The sequence below is a fragment of the Alteromonas sp. G4i35 genome (assembly GCF_054960375.1).
Genome location: NZ_JBHNZD010000017.1, coordinates 59,312 through 72,585 on the forward strand (window position 1 = coordinate 59,312; position 13,274 = coordinate 72,585).

Annotated in this window: 12 protein-coding genes; 9 read left to right on the top strand and 3 right to left on the bottom strand. The window is 43.1% G+C overall.

All coding sequences use genetic code 11. The features are described 5' to 3' along the window. Positions 1-196: 196 nt before the first annotated feature. The gene (locus ACFI6L_RS12415; RefSeq protein WP_014948542.1) at positions 197-562 is read right to left on the bottom strand and encodes a DUF3192 domain-containing protein; all 366 of its coding nucleotides are present in this window, start codon (positions 560-562) and stop codon (positions 197-199) included. Positions 563-860: 298 nt separating this feature from the next. Here ACFI6L_RS12415 and ACFI6L_RS12420 point away from each other — a divergent pair, with 298 nt between their 5' ends. Further along, entirely contained in the window at positions 861-1,172 is a 312-nt protein-coding gene (locus tag ACFI6L_RS12420) for a hypothetical protein (RefSeq protein ID WP_462574117.1), read from the top strand. Positions 1,173-1,231: 59 nt separating this feature from the next. On the opposite strand, the gene syd is transcribed toward ACFI6L_RS12420, so the two are convergent. Continuing rightward, positions 1,232-1,774: a SecY-interacting protein gene (gene syd, locus ACFI6L_RS12425; protein ID WP_283626524.1), complete on the bottom strand. Its 543-nt coding sequence runs from the start codon at positions 1,772-1,774 to the stop codon at positions 1,232-1,234. Between the two features lie 145 nt (positions 1,775-1,919). On the opposite strand from syd, the gene queF reads away from it, so the two are divergent. From queF to ACFI6L_RS12460, 7 genes are all read left to right on the top strand, one after another. Next, complete coding sequence (gene queF / locus ACFI6L_RS12430; protein ID WP_252119880.1) at positions 1,920-2,780, top strand: NADPH-dependent 7-cyano-7-deazaguanine reductase QueF; 861 nt, start codon at positions 1,920-1,922, stop codon at positions 2,778-2,780. Between the two features lie 72 nt (positions 2,781-2,852). Next, a complete protein-coding gene (locus ACFI6L_RS12435) occupies positions 2,853-4,409 on the top strand; it encodes a diguanylate cyclase (RefSeq protein ID WP_014948538.1) in 1,557 nt (518 codons plus the stop codon). An 11-nt stretch (positions 4,410-4,420) separates the two neighbouring features. After that, positions 4,421-5,797, top strand: coding sequence for a nucleotide 5'-monophosphate nucleosidase PpnN (gene ppnN, locus ACFI6L_RS12440; RefSeq protein WP_462574118.1), 1,377 nt, complete (start codon positions 4,421-4,423; stop codon positions 5,795-5,797). A gap of 191 nt (positions 5,798-5,988) precedes the next feature. Further along, positions 5,989-6,363 (top strand): DUF3192 domain-containing protein, encoded by a 375-nt coding sequence (locus ACFI6L_RS12445; RefSeq protein WP_014948536.1) that lies wholly within the window; start codon positions 5,989-5,991, stop codon positions 6,361-6,363. Positions 6,364-6,374: 11 nt separating this feature from the next. Continuing rightward, positions 6,375-7,985 (top strand): histidine kinase, encoded by a 1,611-nt coding sequence (locus ACFI6L_RS12450; RefSeq protein ID WP_462574119.1) that lies wholly within the window; start codon positions 6,375-6,377, stop codon positions 7,983-7,985. A 230-nt stretch (positions 7,986-8,215) separates the two neighbouring features. Then, complete coding sequence (locus ACFI6L_RS12455) at positions 8,216-9,223, top strand: isocitrate dehydrogenase (protein WP_014948534.1); 1,008 nt, start codon at positions 8,216-8,218, stop codon at positions 9,221-9,223. A gap of 330 nt (positions 9,224-9,553) precedes the next feature. After that, complete coding sequence (locus tag ACFI6L_RS12460; protein WP_049585970.1) at positions 9,554-9,868, top strand: ComEA family DNA-binding protein; 315 nt, start codon at positions 9,554-9,556, stop codon at positions 9,866-9,868. 145 nt (positions 9,869-10,013) lie between these two features. Here the strand turns inward: ACFI6L_RS12460 and galU are convergent, their stop codons facing one another. Further along, positions 10,014-10,907 (bottom strand): UTP--glucose-1-phosphate uridylyltransferase GalU, encoded by an 894-nt coding sequence (gene galU / locus ACFI6L_RS12465; protein WP_014975843.1) that lies wholly within the window; start codon positions 10,905-10,907, stop codon positions 10,014-10,016. Between the two features lie 846 nt (positions 10,908-11,753). On the opposite strand from galU, the gene ACFI6L_RS12470 reads away from it, so the two are divergent. Next, positions 11,754-13,274 (top strand): peptide MFS transporter, encoded by a 1,521-nt coding sequence (locus ACFI6L_RS12470; RefSeq protein ID WP_014975839.1) that lies wholly within the window; start codon positions 11,754-11,756, stop codon positions 13,272-13,274.

A 13,274-nucleotide genomic window follows, 5' to 3' on the forward strand; every position in this document is an offset into this window, starting at 1 on the left:
ATACAGCTGCTTTTACCCATTTAAACAAAATGAGAGAAGTGGACACTACCGCACAACTTTTATCATTGCGCCAACCACCCACTTAAACTGATTAAACTTTAGCCTACGCGAAAAACCCCTGCATGTTAACTTTTTATTAACATTTAAAAACAGTAAGTAATGCCTACTTTCGTAATCAATTACCAACTAACGATTATTAGTGCATTAGGCTATAAGCACTGTCACCCCAGCCAACTAAGTTTCCATTTCTGAAAACCAACGGCGTGCACTCGTCTTTTGTGGTGATACCATCGCCCATCGTTTTTTGAGTTCGGTAGTAAAGTACGCGATATGTGCCGTCTTGCTTTTCGAACAGTTCATTGAAATCCGCAACGCCCATTTTTCTCAATACACTTTCGTAAGTTGTCCCTGTTTCAAGATTCGCAATGTGTTTACGATTGTTAAACTCTCTGTCTTCCCAATCAGCACCATAGTGACTATCTGAACCGCCACCTACTGATACGACACAACCTGAAAGCAAAACTGAAGATGCCAAAGCTACTGAAAGAAGAACCGTTTTCATGTGAATTCCTTAATTATGTGTGTTGTTTTTATTCGATACTACGCCTACTTTGTGAACCGACACTGAATAGACATAAATACGCTAACGTAAGAACCACTGCGTTTATGCGTGATAATGTAAGTTATGATTGGTAAACAAGATTAAGGCCAAAAATTAAATCATTGATTTTTATAATAATCTTAATAACACCATTCTACGAAGACTTGGAAAAATGGTGAAATCAGTAACTTATTAGTGAAATTGACTACGTAGACAGGCTACACTGCGACTATTCATGACTTTGAACCATTTTCGTATTATGAGTAACTCTAACCTGCAGCAACTTCACGTTTTGTGCCTTCAAATGCATAAAGAAGGAAAAACACCGTCCGTAGGCATTTTACGTGCAAAAGCTCCCTTTAAGGTATCGGTAACCGAAGCTATTGAAGCGATTAAGCGATTTAACGCACACAAACCTAAGCTAGAGGTATCTAACGAAGAAAACGTAGCGCAACAAAATCCTGTTGCCACAACTGATGAGCCGGGCAATTTGCATGCACGGGTAGAGACGTTAGAAAAAGAAGTGGCGGAGTTAAAGCGGGCGCTACATCAAATTATTAACGCCCAATAGCTTTTAGTCTTGCAGGCCGGTAATTTTAGGTCTGATTGACGTCAGTCAAAGCATTAACGTCATATAGCAGGTGTAAGTTGCTCAATAAACACCGCAAGAGATGGCGCAAGAATTTTGGCAGGCTCTCTGCCAACCTGCTCAAGTGCCACTTCGCCACTTTCGTTGACAACGGTTAAAATAAAATCTTCTTCGTCAGTTAAACCAAAAAACAATGTTGGCGCTTGCCTAAGTCTTTGCTTCATCAACAAATGCCCAATCAAGTTTTGCTGTAATCTTTCAAAATCTTCGGTATTGAAAACTTGAAGCAATTCACAGCGACCTTGCGGGGCGTTAGCCTTTAAATTATCGCTGTAGTAACGAGTAAAATACTCGCAGTAGTCAGGATTTAGCTTTAGCGATAATGCCTCTTCAACATTACTGAAAGACTGCACAGGCGATTGAAGCGTAGGAGACCATCTTACAAGTTCACCGTCTTGCGCCGTCGTCTCATAGCACGGCGAGGGCCACTCGCTATCAAATGCTATCTTGAGTCCCTCCGCCTCGGCTTGTTCGACATAAGATGATACAAATTTATCTAATTGTGCTGAAATTGTTAGAGCCATTATGACGTTACCTACGTATTTTTGGGGTACACTATACAACTAAACAGTTAAGTCAATACTGGGGTTAATTCTACTGCGCTGTAAGACTGTGTGTCGCTGTGCAGTTCAACAATTTAAATCCCGCGTAGATGCATAAAAGGTTCTTATGTCGACGGACAACTCACCTCAAAAAATTACTATCTCTGCACCTGATGACCTCTCTTTGGGTAAACAGGTTGACTATGAATTTGAATATAATCCTGACTTGTTGCAAGGCGTGCCGCGCAGTCTAAGTCGTGATACGTTGAACTTGGCCGGCTCAGGTTTACCTTTTGATGGTATCGACACTTGGACAGGATACGAACTTTCTTGGCTTAATTTAAAGGGTAAACCTAATGTGGCAATTTTAGAATGCCACGTTCCTATTACCTCAAAGAACCTAATCGAATCAAAATCATTTAAGCTATATTTGAATAGCTTCAACCAAACAAAATTCGCTTCAGCAGAGGACGTACGACAAGTGCTTCAAGCGGATTTGTCAGCGTGCGCAGGGGAGCCTGTCGAGGTAAAACTAATTCTTCCAGAGCAGTTTTCTTCGCTACAATTCCAAGAATTTAACGGAATCTTGTTAGATAGTCTGGATGTAGAAATCGATCAATATTCCCCTAATACTCAATATTTGACTGTTGCGAAAAATGAAACAGGTATTCAAGAGACGCTTGTTTCTCATTTACTTAAATCTAATTGTTTAATCACAAGTCAGCCAGATTGGGCTAGTATTCAAATAAGGTATGAAGGAAAAGCTATTGAACACGAAGGGCTTTTGAAATATCTAATTAGCTTTAGGCAACACAACGAGTTTCATGAGCAATGCGTTGAGCGCATTTACAACGACATCATGCAGCATTGTCAGCCAGATAAGTTAACCGTTTGTGCGCGTTACACACGACGAGGAGGTTTAGATATCAACCCTTTCCGTTCAAATTACGAAGCGCCTTATGCTAATCATCGTCAAGCACGTCAGTAATATAACGGTGAAGTACCTACCAACGCTACCTAAGCCGCGGCAGTAATAGCGAATTAGAACAAAGACGAGATTATGGAAGCAAAACAACTACAAACCCTAAAACAAAATAACGCGCTTCTTTGTCAGTTTATTGTGAAACTCTCAGCATTTTATGAGGGCTTCTCGGATAAGATCGATACTGAACTTAAGGTGTTACGAGGCCACCTTTCTGGCACACCTAATTTTAGTCTTGCCGCTGTGAGCATAGAGAAACTCAACAAATCACTTCAGCATCAAGAAATAACGCTTAGAAAATACAGTGTTGATACTGTTTCATCGCTAGAAGATGCAATGAAACAACTACAGAAAATTGTATTTGAAGATACTGAATTAAAAGGGTTAACCACGCAGGAATTGATTAAGCTTAATCAACCTGTAGGTGATATCTTCAGTATTTACAAACTCTATTCAAAAGCCATTGCGCTTCACCGCATTGCGCTCAACAAGGAAATGGTTGGACTTGAGCCATCTGAAACCACAGAAACTAAGTCCACTAACAATGAAAGCACATCGGCTCGTTCGATTAAAGATGATAACCCTCACTACCGTTCTATTTTGGTTGAGCTTAATCACCTTATTGCTTCTTATGCGCAAAAAAAACCTAACGATCAGCAACTCAATGATATAAAGCAACGTCTTGATGAAGGCATGGATGAAGACCAGCTGCTTAAAAGCTGCGTTGTAATTTTGCGCATGATCGTTCAAGACGCTATGTCAGAGGCGAGCTTAACAGGAAAAGTGATTCAGAGTCTGCACCGTTCATTAGGTGAAGTGAGTAGTGACGTCAGCAATACGATCCAAGGCAGCCAAGCCCAGTTCGAGCAGCGCCAAGCTGGTAATGAGCAACTTAAACGTGACATTATTCACATCGAAGAAGCCGTATCGGAAAGCAGTTCTCTAGAAGCACTTAAAGAGCAGACACAGTTTCGCGTAGAAAAGCTTGTGACTACGTTAAGCGAGCAACAAAGCAACGATCAGCAAGGTCAAGAAGCGCTAATGGCACTGCTCTCCTCTATGCAATCGCGAATAGATACACTTCAGCAGCAAACCAGCGTCTATAAAAAGAAGCTGGCCGAACAAGCAATGCAAAGCCGCACCGACCCCCTCACTCGGCTTCCAAACAGGCAGGCGTATAATGAGAGACTAGAAGCTGCTTTCACTAAATTTAAAGAAAATGGCGACTTGCTTGCGGTCGCCGTTGTGGATATTGATCATTTCAAGTCAATCAACGATAGATTCGGGCACGCAGCAGGCGATAAAACTCTTCAGGTAGTGAGTAAATTCTTAAAGCAAAGTTTGTCCGAAAATGATTTTATTGCCAGGTGGGGAGGAGAAGAGTTTGTAATGCTACTGCCTCAGGCGCAGATGGCAGATATAGATAAAAAGCTTAATGAAGTTAGAACGAAACTTGCTGCAATGCCGTTTAAATTCAAGCAAGAAAAAGTAAAAATCACCGCATCTTTTGGCGCAACCTGTTTCAATGACAATGATACTACTGAAACTGTGTTTGAACGCGCCGATGAGTACCTCTATAAAGCAAAACGAAACGGCCGCAACCTCGTAGTCACTGATTTAAGCACTGACTTATAGGAAGTAAAAATATGAAGAAAGTGCAGCTTAACCCTGTTGGCTGGATGAGCCAGCTATCACAAGTAGAAGTTTCTCGTCTTCAAGACGCCACCAACAGCGAGCTCTTTGCTATGTTCAGAAACTGTTGCCTTGCAGTATTGAACAGCGGCGTTGACGAAGACAATTTCGAAGCACTTTTTGCTCCTTATGAAAATTTTGAAATAAAACTCATTCGTCGTGAACGGGGCGTAAAAATAGAACTCGTGAACCCTCCTGAAGTGGCTTTCGTTGACGAAAAACTCGTTCGTGGTGTGCACGAACATCTATTTGCGGTCCTTCGCGACCTGCTTTATATGGGTAACAAGTACGCATTTCTTCACCAAACCGCACCGGCTGAAGGTAACGACATCACAGACATGGTGTTTGACATGCTACGCCACGCTAAAGCGCTTGAAGGGAACGATGGCGTAAACACAATTGTCTGCTGGGGCGGCCATTCCATTAATCAAGTTGAGTACAAATACACGAAAGAAGTGGGCTATCAGCTCGGCTTACGTGACATGAATATTTGCACAGGATGTGGGCCTGGAGCGATGAAGGGGCCAATGAAGGGCGCCACCATAGGTCATGCAAAGCAACGCCACAAGACAGGCCGTTACATTGGCATCTCTGAGCCGAGTATTATTGCCGCCGAGCCGCCCAACGCCATTGTCAACGAGCTCATTATCATGCCTGATATTGAAAAGCGTTTAGAGGCGTTTGTTAGACTCGGACATGGCATTATCGTGTTTCCAGGCGGTGTAGGCACTGCCGAAGAATTACTTTATCTGCTTGGCATTTTGATGAATGAACGCAATGCGCAGCAACCTTTTCCTTTCATTCTAACAGGGCCTGCTGGTAGCGAAGGATACTTTGAAGCCATAGACGCCTTTGTTGGTGCAACACTGGGTCCAGAAGCACAGTCAAAATATCAAATCATTGTAGATGACCCAGATGAAGTAGCACGCACCATGAATAAACACCTTGAAAAAGTGAAGAAGTTCAGAGGTGCGATGGGTGACGCATTCAGCTTTAATTGGTCATTAAAAATTGAACAAGACTTTCAACAGCCCTTTATTCCAACGCATGAGAGTATGGCCGACCTTCAACTGCACTTAGATCAAAGTAAAAGTGATCTAGCGGCCAATTTGCGCAAAGCGTTTTCAGGCATTGTTGCGGGTAACGTAAAAGCAGAAGGCATTGCTCAGATCAAAAAACATGGTCCGTTTGAGCTCACCGGTGATAGTACACTGATGGAGAAGGTTGATACACTACTCGAGTCGTTTGTAAAACAGCATAGAATGAAGCTGCCTGGTAGCGCGTACGAACCATGTTACGTTGTAAAGAACGATAAGAGAAACAGCGAATAACACGAGACCGTGGCAAGACGCATTTGCTTACGTTTACTACTTATGTTTAGTAGTCGTTTTGCGGTACACTATTAGAGAGTATTGTTTAACGAATGAATGTAGTGCACATTTAGCCTATGCTCGGCTCCCGAACAATGTCGGGCTTTGGCTTGCAGTAGCATTCAAGTAAAGAAAAACGAGAAGTAACGGTCATGAATACCAAGGTTATTCGTCTAATTTTAGCTGGCATCGCCCTTTATGCGGTGTTTGTTTTTATGGTTATCGCGTTCTATCCCGATAAGCCTGAGAATATGGATTGGAAAGACCGTGAAGAATATAACCGTGTCCAAATAACCAAGTTAAAGTTAGGCAGTACAAGAGAAGAAGTTTTGGCGTTACTAGGCTCACCTGACATTACAGAAGCCAAGCGGCAGGGTGCCACAGCTATTCAAGTTATGTTTTTTAGAACACAACATGTGCGCGCTGACGGCTTAACCACGCAAGATGAATGTACACCGTTGCTTTTTGAAAACGACAAACTTATTGCATGGGGTGAAGGGGCTTACTCCAGTTACCAAAAAAGTTAGAAGGATGGGGAGTGAGCGACATCATTTCCACGCTTAAACGCCTGGTTCAGTTAGGTAACACTGAACTTTCTGTCGAGCAGCGTATAAACCACTGGTTGAAAAGCGCTAAACGGATCCTGACCTTAGTAAACGCCAATCCAGCGCTTGCTGCAGCAACGTTACACATCGATAATGACCTTCCCAAAGATACTCAACATCTTTTATTATTGTCGCTGTTTGGCAAGCTTTGCCGATTAAACGACCACTATTTACAACATGTGCTTGCGTCTTTACTCGCAACCCTCTGGCTTTCAAGTAAAGGAACACCAAGCGACCAAACGGCCAATATTATTCGCTTTTTGCGTAAACACAATCTCTCGATTTGGCTGGATATCATTAAAATTCAAAAAGCATTTCAGTCAGACAAGCCAATTAACTACGTTGCAGACATTCGGCTTAATATGGTTCAAAGGCTTTGTCTCCTAGCAAATGTTTTCGCTACTAAAACAAAAAAAGCAGATTATCGTGAGGTTTTCACTCAGATTGTTTTACGCCTTCCAGCACATCATCGTCACCCTATTGCACCACTTATCAACCTATTTAATGGTGTGCTACCTGGCGCAAAGGTTTACGCAAACGGCGTACCGGGCGCGCTAGTCGACATTCAGCAAAATCACGGCTACGTATTTATGCTTAGCCAAGGCGATGAAGATGGAAAGTGGCTTCCTCTATCGTCAATACGCTCTCCCATTTCACTATCAATGCCGTTTGAGCACTTTGTTGCTCTTTACACTGATACCGCCACTGCGAGAGTAAATCATGGCGGCACACCATTTTTACCTTCTACATTCGCAATTCAGCATCCCCCTAAAGCTCTTATAACTATTATCGATGAGCTGCAAAAGCGCGATGTAGATATTGAACAACTTTGCGAAAAAATTGAAAGCGTGCCCACGTTTAATCACTTTTTGATGCACACTGCAAGTCAGGACAACCGTCTTCAGCTTCCGGTTAAAAGCATTAAACAGGCGGTTTTGACCTACGGCATTGAACGTGTGGGTGACATGCTTATTCAATTTGCGCTGTTAGAACGGCTAACGCAAAACCAATTTCCACTGATGGGCATGTGCAAGCAATTAACTTTATTGGCTTGTTCATTTGCAAGCTATTTCGCACAACTCGCCGATTCGAAGTTTTCGCCGCAATCTGCCGCATTGACTATGACCTTTGTTTGTACTCCCTTGTTCACGCTACCAGGGTTTAAAGTGTCACGAGCATTACCCGTCGACCTCAGCAAAGCTGTGTCCATTAATAGCGCATTCAAGGTCAAATCTGACACGCCTTGGCTAGCAATCGCTTCTGAACTTGCTGGAAGTTGGCATCAAAGCTCGACGTGGCGTGCCGTTATACACCAATGCAGTAAAGTAAGTACGGACGTTCCTAAATCACTTCAAAAGGAACAAGCAATTCTGGTGTTGAGCTTCGCTCTCGCCAAAGCATGCTTATTTAATCAGGATATTTATTCATTACTTCAGGATATCAATATCAAAACACTTTTAAATATCCTAGGTATTCGACGAGATGATGTGGTAAACGCACTAGACGCCAATGGGTCACTTTTGTTCTGTCCGCTTGCACAGTAACGCCATTTACTCCAATACATCGTACTCAGCTATTTAATTAATCTTTACGAATGGCTATAACTTGCGCCAGGTATCGTATAAAATACGGCAACTTTTGCAGTGCTTAACCCTTTTTCCCTACATTTTCCATTATAATAAGTAAGCAGGCAGAAATTGGCTCATAAACGCCAAGCTACAAATTGAATAAACCTAACGATTTTGACAACAGAATTACCAGAGGATCCCTCCACATGACTCAGCAACGTATTACAGTCATTCGCGGTGACGGCATTGGCCCGGACATTATCGATGCAACCACAAAAATTTTAGATAAGGTTGGCTGTGACTTTGCCTATGACTATGCCGATGCTGGCCTAGTCGCACTGGAAGAACATGGCGAGCTTCTACCTCAAGAAACTTTAGACCTAATCGCAAAAAACAAAGTTGCGCTTAAAGGTCCTTTAACGACCCCCGTTGGTGAAGGTTTTACTTCAATCAACGTTAGTCTTCGCAAGCAGTTCAAACTGTACGCAAACCTTCGTCCTGTGATGTCATTCAAAGGTACAAAAGCACGTTACGAAGACATCGATATCATTACCGTTCGTGAAAACACGCAAGGTATGTACTCTGGTCTTGGCCAAGTTGTATCAGAAGACGGTAACGAAGCTGAAGCAATGAGTAAGATCACTCGTGACGGCGCTGAAAAAATCGTTGTTTTTGCTTATGAATTAGCGCGCCGTGAAGGTCGTAAGAAAGTAACAGCTGTTCACAAAGCTAACATCCTTAAGTCAACATCAGGTCTTTTCCTTAAAGTAGCCCGTGAAGTTGGTGAGCGCTATCCTGACATCGAGTCAGCTGAAATGATCGTTGATAACTGCTGTATGCAGCTTGTGATGAACCCGCATCAGTTTGACGTTATCGTTACGACTAACCTTTTCGGTGACATTCTATCTGACCTATGTGCTGGTCTTGTCGGTGGTCTTGGTATGGCACCAGGTGCAAACATCGGTGAAGATTGTGCAATCTTCGAAGCCGTTCACGGCTCTGCACCAGATATTGCTGGTAAGAACTTAGCTAACCCGACGTCAGTAATCTTGGCAGCAGCGCAAATGCTTGAGTACCTTAACATGGGCGATAAAGCAGAGAAAATTCGCGCAGCACTAAAAGACGTTATCGAGTCTGGCGATCGCACAACGCGTGACCTTGGTGGTGAAGCAGGTACAACCGAGTTCACTCAGGCGCTTCTTGACCGCCTATAAGCATTTTAGCTTACACCTTTCAATTATTTCAAAACGGGCTTAATAGCCCGTTTTTTTATGCCTCTATTAATCACTCCCCTGCTTTAAACTGTACTAAAACTGGACTACCGCTTTTCTCGTTCACCTTTATTATTTCCTTTGTACACGTTGAAGTGTGCTGAGCTTTGTAACTTGGTCACAACAGAAGACAGGAAATTTTTAAAGAGGCCTGCTCCGCTTGCATCTAGGTTACAAAAGTCAGCGCGCTTTGGTACATGACTTAAACCCATTTACTTAAATATTGCGCCGATAACGCTTTATGGCGCGCTTAGCAACATACAAGGAAAGATGATGAAAAAATTAATCTCAGGTTTACTCGTACTATCTGCACTAGCCATTCAAACGCCAGCGGTTCACGCTCAACCAGCGGATAGCGAAAATTCGCAAGCTAATGAAGGTACAAGCCAACAACAACGTATCGATTTAAACTCCGCGACCGTAGAGCAATTAATTACCCTACCCGGCGTTGGACAATCTAAAGCGAAAGCTATTATTAAATATCGTGAAGAAGTAGGCCCGTTTCTTGAGGTCGCACAATTAACTCAAGTGAAAGGTATCGGTGAAAAGATGCTTAATAAAATTGAAGGCTATGTACAGGTAAGATAGAAGGACTAAAGCGAAAAGGCGGTACGCTGGCTCCACACACAAAAAATGCGCCGCAAGGGCGCATTTTTAATCGTTTAAAGCTATTTAATTGCCTTAGGCCTGCTGTTCTTTCATCTACACTAAAGATCAACAAGCCCTAGTAAGACTATTTAACAACAGAAGCTAAGTATTCTTTAAATTCGTCGCCTAACGATGGGTGACGTAACGCATATTCAACGTTAGCTTTCATGTAACCCAACTTACTACCGCAATCGTGACTCTTACCTTTCATGTAGTAAGCATCAACTTGTTCAAGTTTCATCAATGCATCAATAGCATCAGTAAGCTGAACTTCACCACCGGCTCCTGGAGGCGTGAACTCTAACAGATCCCAGATTTTTTCTGACAGAACGTATCGGCCTACAACGGCAAGGTCAGAAGGTGCTTCGTCGCGAGGCGGCTTCTCAACCATTTTGTGAATCTTCGCTGACTCACCTGGCGCAATTGCCGCGCCGTCTAGGTCTGCGATACCAAATTTAGAGATATCTTCGTCTGGTACCTGCTCAACCATGACCTGGCTTACTCGGCTGGTGTTAAATTTGGCAACCATGTCTGCAAGGTTATCCTTCTTAGGATTACTTGCTGCATCATCAATAATGACGTCAGGTAGTACTACCGCAAATGGCGCATCGCCAATCAGAGGTCGAGCACAAAGTACTGCGTGACCAAGTCCATTCGCAACGCCTTGGCGAATATGCATGATAGTTACATCTTTTGGACAGATTGACTGAACTTCTTCTAAAAGTTGGCGTTTTACACGCTTTTCTAGCGTGGCTTCTAGCTCAAAGGAGGTATCAAAGTGGTTTTCAATACTGTTTTTACTCGCGTGCGTTACTAGGATAATTTCTTTTAGTCCTGCAGCAACACATTCGCTTACCACGTATTGGATCAATGGCTTATCAACCACTGGCAACATCTCTTTTGGTATAGCTTTCGTTGCTGGGAGCATTCTCGTCCCAAGGCCCGCTACAGGGATTACCGCTTTTTTAACCTGACTCATAGTTAATATCCTTTTTTAAAATCCTAAATACACGCCTAAGTCGACTTTCAGCCGTTTGTTATTCCTTAAGCTGAGATATATTCACTGTTGTTCGCAAGACTAATGCAATCGATGTTCCAATTACCTTTTTAGAGCGTCTGTGTATTGAAAATGGGCAAAACAGCTCAAAACCACCGATAAAAGCACAAAATTAGGGATAAATAATATCTAATGCACCATAATAGTGAAAGCGTTTATGGTTTGTCCTTCCTTTCCTACACATCAAGTGTCGCTTTTTTTCACACTACTTTTTGGAATTAGTTAAACAGCAATTGATTCAGTCGTACCATTTCACTCGACTTTACCCAGCTTCCCTTTCAACTCTGACATCATTTCTTATTTCGTTTTATTTAAAACAACATCTAGACTTAATATACCTCAAGGGTGTTTCATCAAGATTACGAAGCCGCTTAAGATAACTTTTAGGCTGTTGGCAAAAACTACAACACTTTGTAACTGTAGAATCACCTACCCTTCCAGATGATAATGCTTACCCCACGGTTATCTATAACCTTGTTCTTTTTGGTGTGTCATTGCTGCTTATTTACGGAATAGTACGAATTGTAGTAGCTACTATCCGCGAGCTTTAGTGCCTCCATCTGTTTAGCAAGCCAACTCTTCAATCGGCTAAGTCGTACAAGACTTAGCCGATTGACACCGCTTTGATGAAGTTTGTCGCCCAAATCTTGTGTCTTTAAGCAAGCTCTAGTATAAGAAGCTATCCGCCTTACGGACTACTATCAAAGAGCCTATCCTATAAGTGCTCTACAATAACAACCATAAGCAATATGGAATTAAAATATAATTATGAAACCATCTAACGATACTAGCTTTTTCGGCCATCCAGGGGGCCTAAGAACGCTATTCTTTACAGAAATGTGGGAGCGCATGAGTTATTACGGAATGCGCGCGCTACTCGTTCTTTTCATGACCGCGAGCTTACAAACGCAGGGTTTGGGCTTTACTGTTGCAACCGCTGGCGCTATCTACGGCCTATACACAGGTGCGGTATATTTCCTAGGTTTACCGGGCGGCTGGTTAGCGGACCGCTTAATTGGTGGTAAGAACGCCGTATGGTATGGCGGTATTATCATCTTCGCAGGCCACGTGGTACTCGCCATAGACTTGCAAAACCTTTTCTTCGTGGGCCTTATCCTTGTTGCTTCGGGTACTGGCTTACTAAAACCTAATATTTCTGCGATGGTTGGCCAGCAATATGGCGACGACGACGGCCGTCGTGACAGTGGTTATGCGCTATATTACATGGGCATAAACATCGGTTCACTCATCGCCTACCTAGTTACCGGTTATTTACAGGAAAACTGGGGCTGGCACTATGCATTTGGTGCAGCTGCCATCGGTATGGCAATCGGCCTAATTCAATATTACTTCAGCAACCGTTCGTTATCGGCTGATTCTGTTGCTCCTGCAAACCCATATCAAGGTGCGGCTAAACAGCGCGCATGGATGGGCGTATGGGCAGTGATTGCACTTGCTGTTGTGGTAATTGTGCTTGCACACATGGGCACTATCGTTATTGAGCCAGTTGCCCTTGCTCAACAAGTTGCCATCGTATTTACCGCAATCTTCTTCCTTTACTTCGGGTTCATTTATTTCAAAGGCCAGCTAAGCGACAACGAGAAGAAGCGCATGTGGGCGCTGTTTTTAGTGTGTGTCGCTTCAGCATGTTTCTGGTCTGGTTTCGAACAGGCTGGCTCTTCACTCAACCTATTCGCACAGAACTATACCGACCGCGTACTTGAAAGCGGCTCGCTACTTACATCTTGGTTCGGGATGGACGCTATCCCAACAGTATGGTTCCAGCTTTCAAACTCGCTATTTATAATCATCCTGTCGCCTTTCTTCGCTGCCCTTTGGATTAACCTTGCTAAAAGAATGATTGACCCGTCGTACACGATTAAGTGTGCCGTAGGTATCGTTATTATGGCGTCGGGCTTCTTGGTAATGTTTATGGCGTCTCAATATGCTGCACAAGGCCTTAAAGTTGCGCCTATGTGGCTTGTTACTACCTACTTCTTACACACTGTTGGTGAGCTGTGCCTAAGCCCTGTTGCACTAAGTGCAGTAAGTAAGCTATCGCCTAAGCGTTTCGCAGGGCAAATGATGGGGGTATTCGTACTGACTTACTCTATTGGTAACATCATTGCTGGCTTACTTTCAGGTAACTTCGACCCAGAAAACGTAGAGCAAATGCCAGACCTGTATCTTCAGATTGCCCTATTTAGCATCGCCATTGCCATCGTGATTGGTTTAATGAGCTTTAAATCTCGTTTCTGGGAAAAAGCAGGTATTGAACAAAAAGCGTAA

Bases quoted from the DNA above. Each gene is read 5' to 3' on its own strand.
- ACFI6L_RS12415 (WP_014948542.1), bottom strand. From the start codon at position 562: ATGAAAACGGTTCTTCTTTCAGTAGCTTTGGCATCTTCAGTTTTGCTT.
- ACFI6L_RS12420 (WP_462574117.1), top strand. From the start codon at position 861: ATGAGTAACTCTAACCTGCAGCAACTTCACGTTTTGTGCCTTCAAATG.
- syd (WP_283626524.1), bottom strand. From the start codon at position 1,774: ATGGCTCTAACAATTTCAGCACAATTAGATAAATTTGTATCATCTTAT.
- queF (WP_252119880.1), top strand. From the start codon at position 1,920: ATGTCGACGGACAACTCACCTCAAAAAATTACTATCTCTGCACCTGAT.
- ACFI6L_RS12435 (WP_014948538.1), top strand. From the start codon at position 2,853: ATGGAAGCAAAACAACTACAAACCCTAAAACAAAATAACGCGCTTCTT.
- ppnN (WP_462574118.1), top strand. From the start codon at position 4,421: ATGAAGAAAGTGCAGCTTAACCCTGTTGGCTGGATGAGCCAGCTATCA.
- ACFI6L_RS12445 (WP_014948536.1), top strand. From the start codon at position 5,989: ATGAATACCAAGGTTATTCGTCTAATTTTAGCTGGCATCGCCCTTTAT.
- ACFI6L_RS12455 (WP_014948534.1), top strand. From the start codon at position 8,216: ATGACTCAGCAACGTATTACAGTCATTCGCGGTGACGGCATTGGCCCG.
- ACFI6L_RS12460 (WP_049585970.1), top strand. From the start codon at position 9,554: ATGAAAAAATTAATCTCAGGTTTACTCGTACTATCTGCACTAGCCATT.
- galU (WP_014975843.1), bottom strand. From the start codon at position 10,907: ATGAGTCAGGTTAAAAAAGCGGTAATCCCTGTAGCGGGCCTTGGGACG.
- ACFI6L_RS12470 (WP_014975839.1), top strand. From the start codon at position 11,754: ATGAAACCATCTAACGATACTAGCTTTTTCGGCCATCCAGGGGGCCTA.